17 protein-coding genes are annotated in these 20,151 nt (G+C 57.4%); 7 read left to right on the top strand and 10 right to left on the bottom strand.

Annotated elements, in window-relative coordinates:
- From mltG to FJY67_02315, 3 genes are all read left to right on the top strand, one after another.
- The coding region (mltG, locus tag FJY67_02325) for an endolytic transglycosylase MltG (protein ID MBM3328296.1) at positions 1-330 on the top strand (330 nt) is incomplete at its 5' end.
- Complete coding sequence (locus tag FJY67_02320) at positions 323-1,207, top strand: DUF2520 domain-containing protein (protein MBM3328295.1); 885 nt, start codon at positions 323-325, stop codon at positions 1,205-1,207. The genes mltG and FJY67_02320, both read left to right, overlap by 8 nt.
- Before the next feature lie 77 nt (positions 1,208-1,284).
- Positions 1,285-1,926, top strand: a complete 642-nt coding sequence (locus tag FJY67_02315) for an endonuclease III domain-containing protein (protein ID MBM3328294.1) — start codon at positions 1,285-1,287, stop codon at positions 1,924-1,926.
- Positions 1,927-1,997: 71 nt separating this feature from the next.
- On the opposite strand, the gene FJY67_02310 is transcribed toward FJY67_02315, so the two are convergent.
- From FJY67_02310 to FJY67_02280, 7 genes are all read right to left on the bottom strand, one after another.
- The gene (locus FJY67_02310; GenBank protein ID MBM3328293.1) at positions 1,998-4,193 is read right to left on the bottom strand and encodes a T9SS type A sorting domain-containing protein; all 2,196 of its coding nucleotides are present in this window, start codon (positions 4,191-4,193) and stop codon (positions 1,998-2,000) included.
- A 99-nt stretch (positions 4,194-4,292) separates the two neighbouring features.
- On the bottom strand, positions 4,293-6,365 hold the full coding sequence (locus FJY67_02305) for a hypothetical protein (GenBank protein ID MBM3328292.1): 2,073 nt from the start codon (positions 6,363-6,365) through the stop codon (positions 4,293-4,295).
- Positions 6,366-6,614: 249 nt separating this feature from the next.
- Positions 6,615-8,195: a hypothetical protein gene (locus FJY67_02300; GenBank protein MBM3328291.1), complete on the bottom strand. Its 1,581-nt coding sequence runs from the start codon at positions 8,193-8,195 to the stop codon at positions 6,615-6,617.
- Between the two features lie 61 nt (positions 8,196-8,256).
- Positions 8,257-9,159 carry a cytochrome b/b6 domain-containing protein gene (locus tag FJY67_02295; protein MBM3328290.1) on the bottom strand — a complete coding sequence of 301 codons (903 nt, stop codon included), beginning with the start codon at positions 9,157-9,159 and terminating at the stop codon, positions 8,257-8,259.
- Positions 9,156-10,283 carry a hypothetical protein gene (locus tag FJY67_02290; protein ID MBM3328289.1) on the bottom strand — a complete coding sequence of 376 codons (1,128 nt, stop codon included), beginning with the start codon at positions 10,281-10,283 and terminating at the stop codon, positions 9,156-9,158. Before FJY67_02290 ends, FJY67_02295 begins: the two co-directional genes overlap by 4 nt.
- A complete protein-coding gene (locus tag FJY67_02285) occupies positions 10,284-10,973 on the bottom strand; it encodes a cytochrome b/b6 domain-containing protein (GenBank protein MBM3328288.1) in 690 nt (229 codons plus the stop codon). It abuts the gene before it with no gap.
- A 1-nt stretch (position 10,974) separates the two neighbouring features.
- A complete protein-coding gene (locus FJY67_02280; protein MBM3328287.1) occupies positions 10,975-11,868 on the bottom strand; it encodes a hypothetical protein in 894 nt (297 codons plus the stop codon).
- A gap of 334 nt (positions 11,869-12,202) precedes the next feature.
- On the opposite strand from FJY67_02280, the gene FJY67_02275 reads away from it, so the two are divergent.
- From FJY67_02275 to FJY67_02260, 4 genes are all read left to right on the top strand, one after another.
- Positions 12,203-13,579: a TolC family protein gene (locus tag FJY67_02275; GenBank protein MBM3328286.1), complete on the top strand. Its 1,377-nt coding sequence runs from the start codon at positions 12,203-12,205 to the stop codon at positions 13,577-13,579.
- A gap of 60 nt (positions 13,580-13,639) precedes the next feature.
- On the top strand, positions 13,640-14,689 hold the full coding sequence (locus tag FJY67_02270) for an efflux RND transporter periplasmic adaptor subunit (protein ID MBM3328285.1): 1,050 nt from the start codon (positions 13,640-13,642) through the stop codon (positions 14,687-14,689).
- A 7-nt stretch (positions 14,690-14,696) separates the two neighbouring features.
- Positions 14,697-17,861, top strand: a complete 3,165-nt coding sequence (locus FJY67_02265) for an efflux RND transporter permease subunit (GenBank protein MBM3328284.1) — start codon at positions 14,697-14,699, stop codon at positions 17,859-17,861.
- Positions 17,862-17,922: 61 nt separating this feature from the next.
- Positions 17,923-18,192, top strand: a complete 270-nt coding sequence (locus FJY67_02260) for a cold shock domain-containing protein (GenBank protein ID MBM3328283.1) — start codon at positions 17,923-17,925, stop codon at positions 18,190-18,192.
- A gap of 74 nt (positions 18,193-18,266) precedes the next feature.
- On the opposite strand, the gene FJY67_02255 is transcribed toward FJY67_02260, so the two are convergent.
- The 3 genes from FJY67_02255 to FJY67_02245 all read right to left on the bottom strand — a co-directional run bounded on the left by FJY67_02255 (position 18,267) and on the right by FJY67_02245 (position 20,150).
- The gene (locus tag FJY67_02255) at positions 18,267-18,989 is read right to left on the bottom strand and encodes a cytochrome c3 family protein (GenBank protein MBM3328282.1); all 723 of its coding nucleotides are present in this window, start codon (positions 18,987-18,989) and stop codon (positions 18,267-18,269) included.
- Positions 18,883-19,437, bottom strand: coding sequence for a hypothetical protein (locus FJY67_02250; GenBank protein MBM3328281.1), 555 nt, complete (start codon positions 19,435-19,437; stop codon positions 18,883-18,885). The genes FJY67_02255 and FJY67_02250 overlap by 107 nt, the downstream gene beginning before the upstream one ends.
- 161 nt (positions 19,438-19,598) lie before the next feature.
- Positions 19,599-20,150, bottom strand: coding sequence for a hypothetical protein (locus tag FJY67_02245; GenBank protein MBM3328280.1), 552 nt, complete (start codon positions 20,148-20,150; stop codon positions 19,599-19,601).
- Position 20,151 lies beyond the last annotated feature (1 nt).

The following is a 20,151-nucleotide window of genomic DNA, read 5'->3' as shown; positions in this document are numbered from 1 at the left end:
CTCCGCAAGCGGATGCCACTGGAAGCAGATCCGACGATTCAATACATCATTCACGACGGCCCCCGCAGACTTTATCGGAGCGACCTCGCCATCGACAGCCCATACAACACCTATCGTCGAACCGGCCTTCCGCCGGGACCGATCAACAGCCCGGGCCTGCGGGCGATTCGCGCCGCCTTAAATCCAGCGGACGTCGATTTCATCTATTTCGTCGCGCAAGGCGACGGTTCGCACCATTTCTCTTCTTCCTATAATGACTTCCTGAAGGCAAAGCAGAAACTGCAAGCCCTTCGACGTGAACTGGCTGCGTCGCGAGGCAGCGATGGATAACCTGCAACCTGCTTCGAACGGGATTATCCCCAAAATTGCCATAGTCGGCTACGGGAGGCTTGGCAAAGCCCTCGCAAGGGCGCTCAGCGAGGTTGAAGACGTCCTCCTTGCAGGGATAGTTGCGCACAAGTTAGACAATGTCGAGCGCAACGGGTATCGGGGATTTTCGAGCATTGGCGAATTGCCGACTGATATCGGGATGGTCATTTTGGCAGTCCCGGACTCAAGCCTTGCAGGGTGCGGAGTCGATGTCAGCAACTGGATCGCTGCAAAACAGCAGCGAGTCGTGGCCGCACACACGGCTGGTGCGGTGTCGTCGGAAGTGCTGGAGCCGGTGCGGGCAGCGGGAGGATACGCACTCGCCTGGCATCCCTTTCAGACCTTCACCGGTCGGGAGGGATGGGAGTCGTTTCAGGGGATTACGGTAGGTCTGGAAGGCGACGATGAAGCGGTCGTCATGGGAATGGCTCTTGCCGTGCGGCTCGGCGCAAAGGCCGCGATTGTCCCTCCGGAGACAAGGGTCTTTTATCACCTCGCGGCGGTTTTCGGATCGAGCCTGATGGTCGCGCTCCTCGAAGTGGCTGTCGATTTGCTTGATAGAGGAGGCTTCACGCGCGCGGAAGCGCTCAAGACCCTTCGACCGCTGGTCGATAAGACCCTCGCCAACTACCACGAGCGAGGCTTCTTCGGGGCTTTAACCGGACCGGTCGTTCGATCTGACGCTGCGACGGTCGCAAGGCACCTGCAAGCCCTTGACGATTTTCCTAATCTGGAGCGAATCTACAGCCTCTTAAGCCGGGAACTATTGAAGCGGCTGCCACCCGACCGGCGCTTTGACGAACTGGCCACCCTCTTGACAAAGACTCCCGATAGATAGCCACCCATGTCATCCTCATATACCGAAAGGAAAGAGGAGGATAGGCGTCCTAAAATGGCACAACGCATTGACGACGAGTGACTGATCTTCCTGATATCTACCGCCGTCTCCACGACCATTTCGGGTATCGCAACTGGTGGCCGGGCGATACGCCGTTTGAGATTGTCATCGGCGCAATCCTGACTCAGAACACAAACTGGCATAATGTCGAGCGAGCCATCTCCAATCTCAAAGCCTCGAATGCGCTTTCGCCCGAAGCGATCATTGCCCTGCCGGACGACGACCTGAAGGTTATTATTCGATCCGCCGGATTCTTCAATCAGAAGGCGGAACGACTGAAGTCAATTTGCCGGTGGTGGTTAGTCAGATCGGGTTCGCCAGTTGATACCGGGACGCTGCGGCGGGAGTTGCTTGCAATAAAGGGCATCGGTCCCGAGACCGCGGACTGTATACTACTCTATGCCCTCGGCAAGCCGGTCTTTGTGATCGATGCCTACACGACGCGAGCCTTAGCCCGGCTGGGGCTATCCAATGGTAGGGTCAAGTATGAGCAATTGAGGGCCTGGTTCCAGCGGCAATTGCCGCCGGATCCGGCCCTCTATAACGACTTCCATGCCCAATGGGTAGCGCTCGGCAAGGAGTATTGCAGAATGGAACCTAAATGTCTGACATGCCCGCTAAGGGAGATTTGCGAGTATGGTAAGCGGGTAAGCGCGTAGGCAGATAAGCGAGCGATGTCTCACTTGTCTTCTTGGATCTGGGGGAACAGGCTCCCCCCCTGATCGCCCGCCTACTTGAGTAAGACCACCTTCTTCAAAGCGATTCCTTGACTCGACTCCATCCACACCCAGTAAGTCCCGTTGGCGGCATCAGCTGCGTCCCATGTAAGGCGTCTCCCTGCAACACCCAAGTTGCCTTCTACATCCCACTCTCTGATCAGTCGCCCGGAAAGGTTATAGATACCGATGCGTGTAGGTTTTGCTTGTAATCCCTCATAAGAGATCGTAAGAGCGGCATTAAAAGGATTGGGATAGATGGCAAAGAGGTGGTCTTTCGGCACGGGATGAGCGTTTTGTTCGACCCTCATCGCTTCGGCCACATCAAGTATGCGAATGCTGCCGGTATCGACCACCGCTACCACATTGTCGGCAAGCAGGGTAAATCCCAGACACGGCGAAAACTCAGCATCGAAGTCATAGTAGCCGACTTCATTAGGCGCATCCGGTGCCGACAAGTCGAAGAGCCGATATCCGTCTTCACCGTTGGCAACATGTAGATGATCTCCCCGTTGCGCCATCTTGTGGACGGGACCTGTCAATTCAATGAATCCGAGGAGCGACTCCTCCCGATCGATAGCCAGTATTGCTATGCCGCTGCCATCCACGGCTGCATAGACCCGATCGACCTCGCCGCCAGAGGCGACATTATAGACCGGCCCGCCAAGGTCGAACGTCCGAACCTGAACCTGATCGGGCTGCCGCGGATCCGAGATGGTCATCGTCGCAAGCCCCCTCTCGCCGGCCGCCCAATAGACTCGACACGAATTGCCCATCCGAAAGACCGCAAGCGACCGTGTCCCGCCTAACTCATCGACCGTAAGGACAAGTTGTGGCGATTCGGGTGCTGATACATCGAAGAACTGCACACCGGCTGCTGGACTGGCAACAAGCATATAGGGCGCCGCCATTGCTCCCAATTCGCCGGCATATTTCACTTGAACGGCTTGGGTCTGGCCATAGGATCCAACCGAGCGGGGCGACGCCGGATTGGCAAAACTGACCACCCGCAGCCCCGCTGAATCGTCTGCCATATACGCCGTTGTCCCCGAGGTGAAGACATCCAACGCGCGACCGGGGGAGTTGTAATTGCCGAGGTTTAACGGGGGCTGTTGTCCCGCCAATTGGATGATCCCCATACCGGCTTCGCCTTTGGTAACAACAAGAAAGAAACCTGATAAGACGGCACTCGAGAACTTTGGATTCAGGATGTAGTCCGGTGTGTCGTAGAATCCAATCACCCGGGTCTGAGCCGGATTGGTCACATCGACGATGCGAAAACCGGCACTAAGATCGGCCAGATAAGCAGCCCCCTCCCTTATGACCACATCACGGGCATTCCCCGGTGAGTCGAAGATTCCCAACAGCATTGGATTGCGGGGGTCGGTAACGTCGGCAATGCGCAACCCGCTTGACCGGGCACAGATGTAGGCTCGACCCTCATCATAAGCCATGCCGATGGCGTTGTCCGGGGTCGCGAGAGATCCGACGACCTGAGGCGCAATGGGGTTGGAGAAGTCAAGCACCTGCAAGCCGCGCGAGTGGGCACCCAGATAGGCGATTCGACCATCAACAGCCACCGCCCGGGTCTGGCCGGGGACAAAGGTGATGCTGACAACTTCAGGGCGGCGCGGATTGCGGATGTCAAGAATCATGACCCCGGCCGTATCGGCGGCTACGACTAAATAGTCTTCAGCCAAAGCGATCTTGCGAATCGAACCGACGGTGTCAAGCACCATGAGCAACTCTGGCTCCGCCGGATTCGCGACATCGACTACCGCAATGCCTTCGACATCGAGTGCCAGATAAGCCAGATCGCCGTTCAGAACGATATCCCAGGCGCGGCCCCGGAGTGGCAACATTGAGACTGCTGTGGGGCGGCGCGGCTCGGAGTAGTCGTAGATCGCCAGCCCATCCGGGCCGGCGGCCACATAGGCAAATTCATCGCGGACCACTACGGCTTCACTGGAAGCATTTCCGCGACAGGTGCCTATCTGAACCGGCTGTTCAGGAACGCTGCAGTCCAGGAAGTGCACTCCTGAAAGTTGCGTTGCAACGACTGTCAGGTTACCGTCAAGGGCGATCCCGACGGCGTTGTCCCAATCGTGGAATATCCTCCCAATGCAGGAAACACCTACCGAGTCCTGCGCCGACACGTTGGCAGCGAGCAGCATGCCGCACAGGCCAATGACTCTTAGAGCGGTGTGCATTACTCTCCCTTTGAATGTCTATAGCAAAAGGTAGGTCAATTCAACCGGAAACTCCAACCGCGTCCATTCATCATTGTCATCATTACCACATCATTACCATCATAGTCCCTGTTCCTTGATGAATGTCTCCAGCCGGACCCTGTTGCGCTTGAGAATCGCCACCACCAGGCCGTGGTTGTGAGCGCCGAGGCTGCGGTCCTTACGGATGCGGTCGGTTTCCTGGCGAAGGGCAGTCAGTTCAGGCAATTGAACGTTGCGGCAGATGTGAAGAAGTGAATCGACGACTGCAATCCCGTGCGTTGTCTCATCTTTCCAGTCTATCAGCAGGTCGGCATAGGTCTCGTCGTGGCACTCGGCGCAGGTCTCACCGCCCGACCGTTTCACGGCGTTCTCTTGCGGCAAATGACAGTCCGCGCATTCCATTCCGGACTCGGACATTGCATCCGCAAAGGCATCGGAACCCCAGGTGGAATCACCCTTGAAGAGCGTCGCCTGCAGCGAATGGCAGTTCTGGCAATCTGGCGACTTGCCGGCGTCGGTCTTATGATGGCAACTGTTGCATTCGTTCCGGGAGAGAGCCAGACTGCCATGCCGTTTCGAGTTGTCATGGCATTTGAGGCAAGCCAGACCATGCTGCAAGACGTGCGGTGAATGGGGAAATGGGCTTCCGGTGGTGCGCTGAACGATCATCGTCTCAACGCCATAGTGACAGGTCATACAGTCGGCGCCCGACTTTGGCAGTCCGATCTCGAACGACCCCGGGTTAGCCCCCGGCCGCGCCATTTGATAGGCGCTTTGCAACTGGCCATAAGCCGTTCCCAACAGCGCCTCGGCATACGGGATGTTATGAATGCCATGTCCCAGATCGACCATCGAGATATTGTAACGGGCTGCTTCAAGCAGAGAGTCCGCCACAGCCCGATGCTCGACGCTCACGCCTTTTACTGCCCCGGCCACAGTCTGCTCGATGCGCTGGATTTGCATGAGCCGCTCGCTGTTGCGACGCTTCCAGCCTTCGAGGATGCGGTCGTAGCCCGGATCGTGGCATGGAGTGCAAACCACGCCTGAGGCTTTGTAGGTGATCCCCTTCTCAGCAAAGCCATCAGCAGCAGAGGCTTGAATGTGACAGCCCCGGCAGTTGAGGCCCGACTGGAACATCGTAGAAGGATGAGGTTCGACGCCCTTGCCACCGGTGCCGGTGAAGAGATCGACCTGCACTCCGTGAAACCCGGGATGGCAGTCCTCGCACGACGGCTTCACTTCATCGGTGCGCGAAACCGAGCGATGCAGAATCTCCTGGTGGCAGTTCTGGCACTCGACCTTGTGCTCGGCAATGTGCTTTCTGTGGACGAACGGCGTATCGTCGAACTTGTTGATCTTGCCGAGGTCCGCGTGGCAAAATGAGCATCGTTCCTTGCGCACTTCGCCGGTCCCGACCTGCATTGTGCCGTGGCACCTGAGGCACGACACCCCCTGCTCCACTATCCGAACGTGATCGAACTTAACTGAAGCGCCGGTCGGCGATGCTATCGGTGCGTCATGGCACTTTGTGCAGCGTGAAAGTTCCCCTGAGGCATCGCCTTTGAAGTGGCAGGTGAAGCAAGTTGTCTCGGTTACCGATATGTGCTCGCCTTGAACGATCTGGCTGTGGCATGAAGTGCAGCGCAGAGTCTTGCCGAGTCGATCTTCGGTCAGGTGCGGCTTATGGTCGAAGATGATGCCTTCCTTGAACTCAACCCGGCCTTCGAGCAGCCGCGTCTCGTGGCAGCCCGGCCTAAGGCAGGATTCATCCGAGACCTCTGCCCAAGGCTTGGAACGCTTATAGATGCCGGTTACATAGTTCACTACCATCGACGATGCTGTGAACTTCTGCTTGAGTGCGCTCTTTATGCCGGGAGGAAAATGGCACATCGTGCAGGCGACGCCCTGGTGCGACGACTCCTCCCATGACGCGAAGTAGGGCCGCATGTAGTGACAGGTTACACAAAACGTCGGCTGCGACGTCGCCTCGACGAAAAGCGTCATCAATACCGTCACAAGGACGAAAGCCACAGAAACGACCAACAGCGTCCGCTTCCAACCCCAACGTTGAAAGCGTTCGACGATCTTCCTGACGATCCGGATAGGAAGGCTCAGGATGCCGTAGGCGATATTTATAATTTCGCGGAGCATTATCGATTATTCGAACTTGAACTTGGTTCGTGCACGCCGGACGCCTTCGTCCGGTGTGTAAAGTGGAGACGTGGTGCGGGCGGACGAGGACGTCCACCCTCACCGATCGTTGCGGTTGCAACAAGTGCTCCAATCGGGGCTGCCAGAAGGTATGTCAGTACCATCTGCGGCTACTTTCGGACCTCTCATTCTTCAAAAGTGAGGCAGGCTCCCGGTTGGGAGCCCGCCTTAATCCACTTCTATCACCGTTCATTTGGCCACAAACCGGTTCTCATGGCACTCAACACAAGTGGACCGGTCGATATCCTGTGTTCGGTGGGTGGTTGACGAATGGCATTGGGTGCAACTTAGACCAGCACCTTCGACATGCAATTCGTGCGAGAAGGTCGCTCCTGAAAAGGGCATTTCCGCCGCCGGAGGCCGGGCGGTATGGCAGAGCATGCAAGCCGCATCAGCACGCGTTAACAATTGCGGCGGCGTCGGCCGCGACGTTCCCTTTGCCACTGCTGCCGAATCAACTGCGGTGAATATCTGCCGCGCCAGAGAAAGCGCATAAAACGGATTGTGGACCGCCTTGCCTTCTACCAGAAGATCGAAGTTAACCCGGGCTTTACGCAAAGCCTCGCTTACGAACATCCTCTCCCGATTCTGGTAGGAGGATGGAGGCGCCTTGACCGCTGCCACCAACGGGCGAAGTTCGCTCACCAGACGATCGAAACCGACTTTCCAGTCGTCGAGCATCCGGTCGTAGCCGGCACCATGGCAATAGACGCAAGTCTGTCGCTTTTCGGCAAAGGTCGATTGACGCGGCATTCTTCCGGGCAGGTTCATCTGCACTGCCCCCGGCGTATGGCAGGCTTCGCACGAGACGCGCGACAGGAACATCGCATCGGGGTGATCGGCTACGCCTTCACCACCGGTGCCCATGAACATCTGCATCGTCGCACCATGTTCGGGAGCGTGGCACTTCGCACAGTCGAGCGACAGCGCGCCGGACATTTCAACCTTGCCATGTTCGATTCGGTCGTGGCATCGGAAGCAATCGACACCCTGCTCGGTGATATGGAGCCGATGCACGGCATCAAGATCCCGCCGGATATCGACCCGCGTCTTATGGCATTCGTAGCATTTTGCTTCCGGAACCGCCCCCCCGCCACTCACGACTGACACGTGACAGGCCGAGCAATCGATGCCCTGACCGCTGCCCTCCGGACCAACATAGGACTGATGGTTGAACTGGAATCCCTGATGTTCCACCTTCACCGTCGGTATGCCATGGCAGGCATTACAGGATGTGAATGCGCGTCCCTGGGCTGCCTCCATGAAGTGGCAGAGATAGCAAGCCTCGTTGTCAACCGACAACTTCGAGTCGGGCATACCGGTTGCATGGCAGGAGGTGCAGCGCAATTTCTTGCCGCGACGCATCTGCCCGAGGTGATGTTCGTGGTTGAACTTGATGCCGCGCTGGTAGGTGATCTCACCGACAAGGGTTGACTCGTCGTGGCACTTAAGGCAAGTGGCGGCAGTTACGTTGGCATGCGGACGGCTGCGGTAGGAGTTGGTCAGATAGCGCAGCAGGTAGGTGTCGATCAATGTCCGACGACCGGGGTGGCACTGGGTGCAGTTGACATCCCTGTGCGCCGAATTGCGCCATTGGTCGTAGAAAGGCTGCATATAGTGACAGACCAGGCACGACTCCGGTCGCGCCGAGTAGAAGTAGTAGCCGCCATTAACGATAGCAACGAAGATGACGATTCCACCGGTTGTCAAAAGCAACGGCTTCCGATGCTCGACGACCACCCGCCATAAATCTATGAAAAAGCGAATCATGAATAAGTGCTGAAGGGCTTCTGATGAGGCCTTGAACCCGGAATGGTGGCGTTATCCCACTTCATTGTTCACTCTTCGTCTTTCGTCCCTGGCTCTCTTTCTCCATCTCCTCGAGTTCGAGAGGATGCTCATCTTCCATCTCCTCGCGGGTTAGTTTGCCGTTAATGAAGACTTTGCTCATCGGAAACTTGGCCGGCGAGAAATGGACATTGTAAAAATGCCAGACGATGATCGCGAGCGTTGCCAGCAGTGCTTCATCGGAGTGCGCTTCCTTGGCGATGTCGAGCATCCACTTCGGGATGAACTTGAGGAAGAAGTCCTGAAACCAGAGCAGCGATCCCGACGTGATCATGATGACCATACCCCAATAGACCGCCCAGTAGTCGAATTTTTCGATGTAACTGAACCGCCCAAAACGAGCCTTCTCCTCAGTCAAACCGACATAATATTTTAGCATCAGGATCCAGTCGCGCAAGTCCTTGAAGCGGGGAAGTAGAAGGAACAAATCCCGCCGGCCGACCCGGGTGAGCGATATGTAGAGCAAGTGTGCCAGTCCGACACCAATCAGCAGCGTTGCGCCGACCCTATGGACGATTGCCGAGACCTCTATGCCTCCCATCAAGTTCATCACCCATTGAGAAAGCCGGGCATCATGGAACTTCAAGGGGAGCCCGGTAACGATGAGAATAAGCACGGACAACGCCATTACTCCATGCTGGATGCGGGTCGAGAGGTTGAAACGGAGATAGGTCTTCGATTCGACCCGAGGATGCGATACGTGAGGTTCAGTTAGCGGGGCTTGAGGTTTGGACAGCGCCCGACTCTTTGCAGACGCCATCGCAGTGATGATCTGGCTGAGGCGCTCTTCGCCCACTTCGGTCGCGAGCGCTTCGAGCAAGTCCCTCCGACCGGCTTCATCGTCAAGGCCGGCTTCGGTCAGGATCCGGTCGAGAGAGTCACTCACGACTTGTGCACCCGTCGCGTCAAAAGGCGTCGTCTAAGGTCGAGGATGATATTGATGATCAAGACGATAAGCGTCCCGATGGTGAGATACTTGAAGAACGATGCTACATAGTATATTATTCCAGCATCTTTGCTCGCGGCATCTATATGAATCCGTCCCCGGGCATAGTTGGCATTGGCTCCCGGGTGGCATGAGCCGCAGGTTGCCGGGATGTTAGCCGGATGGATCCGGGACTTCGGGTCGCTCGAGGGAAGGATGTCGTGATGTCCATGACAACTGGCGCAACTGGCTGCACGATTCTGGCCGAACTTGACGGCAATGCCGTGATAACTCCCTTTGTAAGTTTCGACCTGCACCGTCCGGACACCGTAGGATTCCTTCAAAGCCTCTGAAGCGTGGCAGGCTGAGCAGGTGTTCATAACATTTCGGGTCGTAACCGCCGACTCGGGATCGTCCGGCGGTCGGATGTCGTGTTCGCCATGGCAATTGATGCAGGAGGGAGCATCCCGGTTGCCTGACTCGAGTTGGGTGCCGTGAACCGACAGCCGGAACTCGGCATAAGCCTCGGTATGGCAGCGACCGCAGGTGGTGGCAACTCGCTTATGCCCAAGAGGGTTCGCTTCGTCGGTGCGGCGGTGGACGTTGTGCCCGCCGTGGCAGTCCTGACAAATCGGCGCTTTCCGGTTGCCCGTTGCCACTGCCCGACCATGGACCGAGTGTCGATATTGGTCGTATAATTCTCCTTGAGGAGCGCCTGATGGATTGCCAGAGAAGTGACACCGGCTACAGTCAACACGCTCAAGGACAGGTGCATGCGGCAGCGTCGTCACCGTCGAGTGACAATCCGTGCAATTCCAACGGGAGTGAACCGAAACATCGAGTAACCTCACATCGACGAAGAGGCTGTCTATCCGACCATCCTGCCAACGCTTTACAAAGTCCACCTTGCCATGGCAGAATAGACAACGCGACGAGGGCGATGCAACCGCCTGTATCTGTGCATTAAGTGGACTCCAACCGGTCAGCACAAAAGCCGTCGCGATCGTCGTAAGTGTCGGGCATTTAAGGCTCTTTGAAAGCCAGTTGCACGACGATAAGAAGAAAAGTTTCGTCATAGTCAGCATCTATGGGACGACTTCCCGGGGATGCTCTCGAGATTGCCGTTCCCGCGAAATGCGACCGGTCAACCAGGCATTGTCCATCGGAAAACGACCCGGCGAGAGATGCGTCGAATAGAGGTGCCATAAGACGATGAAGATCATGAGTTCGACGCCCTCCCCGCCGTGAATCACCCGTATAAGGTCGAGCGCCTGCTTTGGCATCATACCGAGGATGCGATCACCCAACAGCAGCATCAATCCCGAGAGCGCCATGAGGATCGAACCGGTTGCGATGATCCAATACTGCGCCTTTTGGCCGAGGGTGTATCGTCCCCAATCGGCACGATACGGCTCACCACGCAGTTTCGTCTTCAGCGCTTCCCACCACCGTCGGGTATCGCCCTTCTCCGGCATGAGTGCGAGGAAATCGTCGTGTCCCCTCCGGGTGAAGACGACCCAGAAGAAGTGCCAGACAATAGCCGCACCGAGCAGGGCGGCACATATCCGGTGCAAAATTCCGCGCGCTCCGAATCCACCTTCGAAGGACATCAGCAATCTTCCCGGCCCGGTGTCGTAATATCGGTAAGCCAGCCCGGAGAGCGCCAATCCAATGACCCCCAGAGCCATCAACGCATGTTGAATCCTCCAGACGAACGGAAACCGGAGCACCGATGACGCATTCTTAACGTTGTTCTGAGTCGAAGGAGAATCCATACTACCTCCTGCCTCCTTCCCGGGATCTCTCCTTACGGCGCGCCCGGGCAGATCCGGTATGTTCAATCACGATATAAAGGAAGAAGAGAACCATCAGGGTGCCTATGAACCAAGTGTAGAACTTCCGGACGTAGAACATCCCCGGTGAACTCTGCTTTTCAGCCAGGACGTGGACACCTCCCCGGGCGAACTGCTCCCCTGCCCCGGGATGGCATTTACCGCAAGTCGAGGGGATGTTTGCCGGATGGATCGAAGAGCGCGGATCGCTCGAAGGCCGGATCGAGTGAGCGCTATGGCAACTGGCGCAATCGGCCGCTTCAGCCCGGCCGAATTTGACAGCAATACCGTGATAACTGTTCTTATAGGTGAGCAGCCGGTTGCGCGAAAAGCGATATTTGCTCTGCAGTTCTGTCGACTCGTGGCAGGTTGCGCAAGTGGCCGGAAGATTGCGGCGATAGACCGGCGACTCAAGGTCGTCATGCATCCGGATGTCGTGAGCTCCATGGCAGGTATTACAGCGCGGAGCATCAAGGTTTCCGGCTTGCGCCTGCAACCCGTGGATAGATTCGCTCCACTCGGCTTCCTGGGCAGCATGGCACCTGCCGCAGTTCGTGGTGGTAGTCGCAGGATGGTCGGCGATGGCCAGGGCGGTACCATTCGAATGGCAGGCGAGGCAGGCGGATCCGTGAACCGAACGTTCCATCGCAGTGGTATCGACGAGCATCCGGCTCGCTTTGGTCGGGGTGAGGCGTTCCACCAGACGATTGGAGCGGCTATGACACTCTATACATGCAGCATCGGTCGGAACGTGCGCATCCGCCGCTATCACCGGACCTGCCGCTGCTATCGCGACCGATATGATACTGCAGGCAAGAGGGGCATGCAACAACTTCACTGCAAAGCAAGACTTTATAGGCAGAGACATTCCGCTATGAGCGATCCGTTTCACCGTTGATTGTAGATTGTCGCATCTTACAATAATCGCGCCAGCAGGTTAGTGATGCAGGTGATGATGTTGAGAAGAATGATGATGACAAGGTGTTTATAAGGAAACCTCTACTTGCGTCTTTTCACGCAATGAAAGCATTGCATCAGCCAGCTGAGCCCACGCAAAACCCTTCCTAAAGTTGGGTTTTCGACCATTGAATTAGCGAAAGCCGTTGACCGATTGGATGTGGAGTCAATATATTAAAGGTTCAATCAAATGACTCCCTGCAACAGGCAGGATTATGAAAACAAGAATTGTGATGCCCCTGTTCGCACGTCCGTCAATCCTCTTACCTGGTGCCGGTGGTGCAGCGATCATCGCGCTGATGACCGCCGGTATCGTCAACGCCGAGCCGGTGAATCTAAGTCTCTCCCTGGGCGACGCTCTACGTCTGGCCGGTGAGCATGACATTGCACTCCAGTCGTCGCAACTCGACATCGAGGAGGGCGACGCGACAGTCGGTGAAGCCTACTCGGCTGCCATGCCGACGATTAAGGCAACGGCTGTAACCGGTAGGTATGTCGTGGCGCCGTCGAGTTACATTCCGGCCTTTGGAGGCCGGATTCGCTTCCAGCCTGTGAACGATATAACCGGGCAGATGTCCCTCGATCAGCCGCTCTGGTTGGGTGGTAAAGTTGGACTGGCGGTTCAAGCGGCACAGACTTACCGGAAGATCGCCCGCGAAGGCCATGCCGCCGCCCGTGCACAACTGAAGTCAATCGTCATTCACGACTACTTTGGCCTGGCGCTGGCTCGAAAGTCGCTTGAAGTCGTTGAGGAAACCTACGAGCAGGCCGGACGGCATGTCAACACCGCCGAGCAGATGTTCAACGCCGGCGCGGCAAGCCAGTTCGACCTCTTGCGCGCCCGCACCAACCACCGTCTGATCGAACCGGAAATTGCTCGCGCCCGCCAGGCCGTCGCTGTTGCCGAGACGAACCTGCGCAATCGGCTCGGGCTCGATCCCGACAGCCGCATCATCCTGACCGACGAAGTTGCCATCGGAGCGGTATCCACCCGGCTGGGACTTAAAGAAGCGCTGTTCAGTGCCCGCGAGTCGCGGCCGGAGTTTCGCCAGATGGACTTGAATTACGACCTCCGCTCCCTTGCCCTCAAGGTTGAGGAGCGCTCGCTCTACTGGCCTAACTTCTTCCTAAATGTAACCTATCAACTTCAGGCTTCGCACGACCATATCGCCGAGGTCGGTCCTCCCGACTGGTCGCGAGGATTGCGATTCCAGATCGTCGCCAGCGTCCCGCTCTTCGATGGCTTTGCCACCGAATGGCGCATCGAGAAGGCTCGACTCGCATTGCGTCGGGTTGAACTGATGCAGCGCCAGTTAGAGGAAGGCATACGCCTCGAAGTAACCGCTCTGCTCGCCGAGCGTCAGCGCGCAGCCGAGAGCGTAGCCAGCAGCCACGCCGCTGTTGAACTGGCGGTCAAAGCGTTCGAGATTGCCGAACTGCGCTTCGCCCAGGGCGTCGGCACCGACCTCGAAGTGCAGGATGCGCGCCTGGCACTCAGCAACGCCCGGCTTGGCATGCTAAGGTCGGAGTATGACCTGCGCGTCGCCGATGCGGAATATGACCGTGCTGTGCGCAGCGATCAGAACTTCTAAGGACTTCTCTCTATGGGGCACCTTGTTGCCTCTTGTCTTCATTAAGGATTACGACTCGAAATGAGACGCCTATTCCTCTGGCTGGTCATCGTCCTACTGGCTGGCCTGATGGCTTTCCGGTTCCTGCAGCGGCGCCAGGCCAAAGCCTCGCGCACCATCTATGAAATTCAATCTGTCGAAGGCTTTCCGGTCAAGGTCGCACCTGCGGCTTCAGGACAATTCAAGTTGACCCGGCGGGTATCAGGCACCATTGTCGGTCGCGCCGAAGCGGAGATCGTTCCGATGATCGGCGAGTATGTTGCGCGGGTAATGGTGCGTGAAGGCCAGCGTGTCGATGAAGGCGCTATCATCTGCGAACTCTCGCGCGAGAATCCCTCGGCGTCGTATCAACAAGCCAGGTTGGCCTATGACAACGCCGTCCGGGAGTATGACCGGATTTCGGCGCTCTTCGAGAAGGGCGCAGTATCAAGGCAGGTCTTCGACGGCGTCACACTTGCCCGGGACATCGCCAAGCGGAATTACGACGCCTCTGAGCGGCTGCTGACCCTCACCAGTCCGATAGGTGGCGTAGTTACCGAACTTAAGGCTGAGCCGGGACGCTTTGCGGCACCCGGTATGCCACTCGGCAAAGTCGTCGCGAGCGACAAACTACGCTTGCAGGTCGAACTACCGGCCGGCGATCGCGGCCTGCTGGAAACCGGCACTCGCTGCAGGGTCTTCGCGGACGGGAGCGAGTCATCCGGGCGCGTTGAACGGCTGGCTTTTTCGGCGGATAAGGAGGCACGCTCCTTTACCGCCTGGATTGCCATCGACGAGCGTCCCGATGCGGTCTCATTCAGTCCCGGTCTAATGGCCGAAGCCGAACTTTACGTTTTAGATCTGCAGGAGGCCATGCAAGTCGAACCTGAGGCGCTGCAACGTCATGGAGACCGCTGGTTCGTCTATGTCGTTGAATCCGACCGGGCGCGTCGCGTTCCGGTTGTATTGGGCGGGCGAAATCACGCTGCAGCCTGGATTCAGAGCGGACTCGAAGCCGGTGCTCAGGTCGTCGTTTCCGGCGCAGAAATCCTCGAAGACGGCGCCCGGGTCCGCATCATTAACGCAGGTTAGGCGGTAAGTGAAACTCGCTGACATATCGATCCGCCGTCCTATCCTGATGACGATGGTAATAGGCGCCTTTGTGGTGATGGGGCTTTTCTCGCTTACCCGGCTCGGAATCGACATCTTTCCCGACGTCGAATTCCCCTTCGTCGTCGCCACGCTCATCTACCCCGGAGCCGGACCGGAAGAGATGGAACGGCTGGTCGCCGAACCGGTCGAAGAGGAGATCAGTTCCATCGGCGGCTTGAAACATGTAACGTCGATCTCGCAAGAGGGTCTAACCCTCGTCCTCTGCGAGTTTGACCTGAAGATGAGTGTCGATCTCGCCGCTCTCGACGTTCGCGACAAGATCGACCTGATCCGCTGGAAACTGCCCCGGGATTTGCAGGATCCGGTGATTCAGAAGTGGGATTTCGCCAGTATGCCGATCATCGACCTGGCGGTAACGTCACCGCGGGCGCTGGAGGAGACCTTCGAAATCGCTGAGGATGACGTCAAGCACGGACTTACCCGTATCCGCGGTGTTGCCGGCATCAACCTGACCGGTGGCAAGGAGAGAGAGATCCAGGTTCATCTTTCGCGCCGGCAGCTTCGGGAATATAACCTCGCTCCCGAAGCGGTAACCGCCTTCATCGGAGCCGCCAATCTCAACATCCCGGCCGGGCACATCTCCCGTCGCAAGAGTGAGATTTCCATCCGGATGCAGGGCGAATTTCAGAACCTCGCTGACCTGGAAGCGCTTGAGATTCCTCTGAAGGAGAATCGCAAGGTGCGCCTTGACCAGCTCGGCTGGATCGAAGACGGCTTCAAGGAGGTACGCGAACGCGCCACGTTCAACGGCGAATCGTCTATCGGAGTCGGTCTCATCAAACGGTCGGACGCCAATACGGTTCAGACTGCCGCTGACGTATTCAAGGAACTCGAGAAAATCCGCACCGCACTCCCGCCCGACGTCAAGATCGACATTGTCCGGGACCGGAGCCAATTCATCAAAGACTCGGTCGATGACGTCTTCGGCAACCTGATCATCGGCGCTCTACTGACCGCCGTCGTCCTCTTCATATTCCTCCATAGTTTACCCGCGACGGTGATCGCGGCGATATCGATACCGACATCCGTCATTGCGACCTTCATCCTGATCGACTTCGCCGGCTTCACCCTCAACTTTATGTCTCTGATGGGACTGGCAATCTCGGTAGGAATCCTGACCGCCAATTCCATTGTAGTGCTGGAGAATATCGAGCGTTATCGGCAGATGGGGAAGTCGTCCCTTGAGGCTGCCTCCATTGGCACCAAAGAGATCGCGCTGGCGGTTACAGCCTCGACCCTGACCAATGTCGTCGTATTCACGCCTATGGCCTTCATGTCGGGGATCACGGGGCAGTTCTTCAAGCAGTTTGGGCTTACCGTAACCTTTGCCACGCTCTTCTCGCTGCTGGTCTCATTCACCTTGACACCGATGATGGCGTCACGACCGATCAAGAAGGTCATTTACGCTACGCTTGGAGTTCTCATTTTTCTGGTGGTATGGTGGAGATTGGGCATCGATCCGGCGCTGCTGCTCCTGATGGTCCTGGCCTTTACGGCATTAGCCCAAGGTTATGGCTGGCTCGATAAGTTCGCTCAGTGGTGGGATAGGTTGGACTTGATCTGGCGGGAGGAGTATCGCAAAATCCTCACCTGGGCACTGCGCCATAAGATTGCGACGCTCGGGCTGGTGACGCTGCTATTCTTTGGGTCCTTTGCTCTTCTCATATTCGGGTTCATCGGCGCCGAGTTTTTCCCCAAGACCGACACCGGGACCTTCACAGTAGTCGTTGAGATGCCGATTGCAACCGCCCTCGGTGAAACCGATGCCGTTGTAACCGACATAGCCCGCCGCATTACCCGGAAACCATATGTAAAGTCGGTCTTTGCATCGAGTGGCAAGACCGAGTATAGCGGGCAGGGCACGGGACAGGGCGTCGAGTTGGGAATGGTGATCGTCCGAATGGTCGATCAAGAGTTTCGGCCCATGAAGACATCCGAGTTTATGGACTTACTCCGCCCTGAGTTGGCCAATATCCCCGACGCCAAGATTCGGGTCAAGGAAGCCGACCCGATGGGCGGCGGAGGCCAGTCCGACATGCAGATCGAGATCATTGGCCGTGAAACCGAGCAACTGCTGGGACTGGCCGACAGTTTGATGAGCCGGATGCACGTCCTCGGCGGGCTGATCAACATCGAATCGAGTTGGAAGATCGGCAAGCCGGAGATTCGCGCGCTGCCGCATCGCGAGCGCGTCGCCGATCAAGGACTCTCAATAGCCAGTCTCGGTATGACACTCCGCCACCTGGTTGAGGGCGAAGTTGCATCGAAGTTTCGGGATCGCGGCGAAGAACACGACATCAGGGTCCGTCTCGATCCTGCCGAGATTGCCTCTGGCGAGGAGATTGGCGCTCTTTATATAAAGACCGGTGACCGACAGGTGTTGCTCTCAGATCTGGCCGAAGTAGGCTACGCCGAGGGACCTTCCTCGATCTCACATAAGGACAAGAACCGCATCGTCTATGTCTATGCCGATATCGGCGTAGGGACGTTGGGCGAGAAGGTCGGTCAGTTGCGCGCCTATACCGATCAACTGACCCTGCCCGAAGGCTACACAATTCACTATGGCGGTGAAGCCGAGCAGATGGCGGAGTCGTTTGGGGAACTGCTAAGAGCGCTCCTCCTCGCGACGATCCTCACCTATATGTTGATGGCGGCGATCCTGGAGTCGTTCAAGCATCCCTTCACAATTATACTGACCCTGCCGTTGGGGCTGATCGGTGTACTCCTGGCGCTCTTCCTGACCAACAACACCATCTCTCTCTTTTCAATGATGGCAATGGTGATGCTGGTCGGGATTGTCGTCAACAACGGCATTCTGCTGCTTGATTATACTACCACCCTCAGGCGCCAGGGAGTGCCCATCGACGAGGCGATCCTGCAAGCCTGTCCGGTGCGGCTCAGGCCAATCCTGATGACCAACCTCGCCAGCGCTATCGGAATGCTGCCGCTGGCTCTGGGGCTTGGCGCCGGTGGAGAATTTCGGTCCCCGCTTGCAATCGTCTCGATAGGCGGGCTCGTCTCTTCGACGGTCTTCACTTTGGTAGTGATTCCGGTGATTTACCGGATGTTCGAGGGGAAAAAGGCAACGTAACGCCGGCTTTCGCCGGTTCATAGCAAGCCGTCAGGATGACGGCGTTATTGAAAGGAAACGCTTGGAGAAGGTAGATAGACATCGAGGAGTGGTCGAAAGTTTCCTGCCGCGTAAGGGCTACGGATTCATCAAGTCTGAAGGTCTGCCGCGGCTCTTTGTTCACTTCACGAGCATCAGGGGAAGCGGCTTCAAGACCCTGGAAGTTGGCGAGGAGGTCGAATTCTCATTGCGCAACACTGAACGGGGGCTGCAAGCGCTCGATGTCGAAAGGCTCAATCCTCCGGAACCCCCCGCCCAGGACGCTACACCGGTCGGAAGCAGGTCCTGGTAAATGAGTGAGCGGGTAAGTGAGCAAGCGAGTGGTCCACCCTCACTCACTCGCTTATCGCTCACCCGCATACCCGCTCACTCCCTTAGGAGCGGCAACACCACCCTTTTCCCCTTCAAATGCCGGTGCCGGGCAGCCAGATCGATGCGGTCGATGAAGTCGCGTTGTCCGGGATGGCAGGTCGCACACCGCGCCAGATCAGGTTGCCCATTGATCTCCGCCTTGGCATTGTGACAGGTGATGCAGAGATTGTGCATCGCTTCGACGTAGCCTGGAGCCTGATAGTGATGGAACTCAATCGTCGAGCCTTCGGCAACTAAGTCGCTGTGGCACTTGGTGCACTTGGGAGCGTTCTCAGATACTTTCGGCTCACCGCGAGCATGGCATTCATAGCAACCGAGATCGGCCCCGAACCGTGATGAATGCCAGACATGACCAAAGGCATCGGTCGGCCGGTACATGTCGCGATGGCAGGTCGCGCAGCCGGTGTTGGCATCGCGGGGAAGGTTCATGTGATGACACCGGACGCAGGTCGGATCCGACTCGCGATCTCCGATCAAGTGCCCGTCGGTAAAAGTCGGAGGCGCCTCGTGACATTCGATGCAAAGGTCACCCCGCCATGCTCCGCGCATATGGTTCTTGTGCGAAAAAATCGCTCCAAATCCGTCGATGTTGCCGTCGATCCAGAGCGTATCACCACCGCGGGCGCGATGCACCGGCGTCTCTTCGATTCCTCGGCTCCGCACCGTCGCACCGGACATTGCCGCCAGCCCAAATCCCGCCAGTAGAATGAAGACCATCGTCGGATCGAATTTGAGCGCGGGGATTAAGCCGCTTGACCATCGGCCTCCAGATGTTCCAGGGTAGGCCCAGATCGAAGAGTAGTCCGATGATGACTGCTATATAGCCCAGAAACGCCGTCAACACCGCCGGCCGGACGATAGGATGAAATTCCTCCCGGCGGAAGATATAGACCGTGGCGGTGATGACGAAGCCGCCGGCAGCGAGCGCTACCCCGCCCATCACATCGAACCCAATCCAGAGCCCCCAGGGCGTCCCGTCGGAGAGATTGGTCGTCGCTCCCAAGCCAAAGAAGAGGCGCATGATCGCCACCGCACCGCCGAGGCCCGTAATCCCCCATAAGCCCAGTTTGACGTTACGAACGCGGGTCGTCATCGCTGCCTCCTTCAGATTCCCCGCCTTCGTGACAGAATGACTCGCTCCTCCATCTCCCTCACCAGCCTTCATCCGCCTCCGAATGATCCAGTGCAAGCCGGTCATAAAGATCCCCATACCGACGAAGGTGTAGGGAACCGCTTCCATCGCCGGAGCCGTAAGACGCGGCAGCGGCTCGCGAGACAATTTCTGGCCGTAAGTGAGGAAATCGAGATCGATGTGGCTGATGTAGATCACCGCCGTCCCGCCCACATCGTGTTCGCCCCATATCTTGTCGATGTAGCGATCGGGGTGCAGAGCAATGCGCTTGCGTGCCTCTTCAAGAGATCGGCGCGCTCGCCAGATATGGTGGCTTTGACCGGGCAGGTGCTGGTGCAGGCCGGCTGGAGCCCCTGCTCGATGCGCTTATAGCACAACACACACTTCGCGACCGTCGGGACCCGGCTCTCCCATTTGTAGCGCGGTATCCCAAACGCGCACGACATCATGCAGTAGCGGCAACCCGTGCACTTGTTGGAGTCGTAGATCACCGCACCCGATTCGTGCTTGTGAAGTGCAGCCACCGGGCAAACCGATGCGCAAGCCGGTTCGAGACAATGCCGGCACTGCTTACGAACAAAGACGCCGTCGGTTTCGAGCACTGCCGTCCAGTTGTGCGCCGAGAGTCCGTCCTCGAGCACCCACCGGCGCGGCAGTTCGTCTTCGAGTTCGTTGGCCTTCTTGCAAGCCATTACGCACTGTCTGCAGCCGATGCAGTGCGTAACATCGGTCAGAATTGCCTTCATA

The organism is Calditrichota bacterium, from assembly GCA_016867835.1.
Taxonomy (GTDB): Bacteria; Electryoneota; AABM5-125-24; order Hatepunaeales; family Hatepunaeaceae; genus VGIQ01.
The sequence above is the reverse complement of the archived record's forward strand: the minus strand, read 5'-3'. Positions and strand labels throughout refer to the sequence as shown.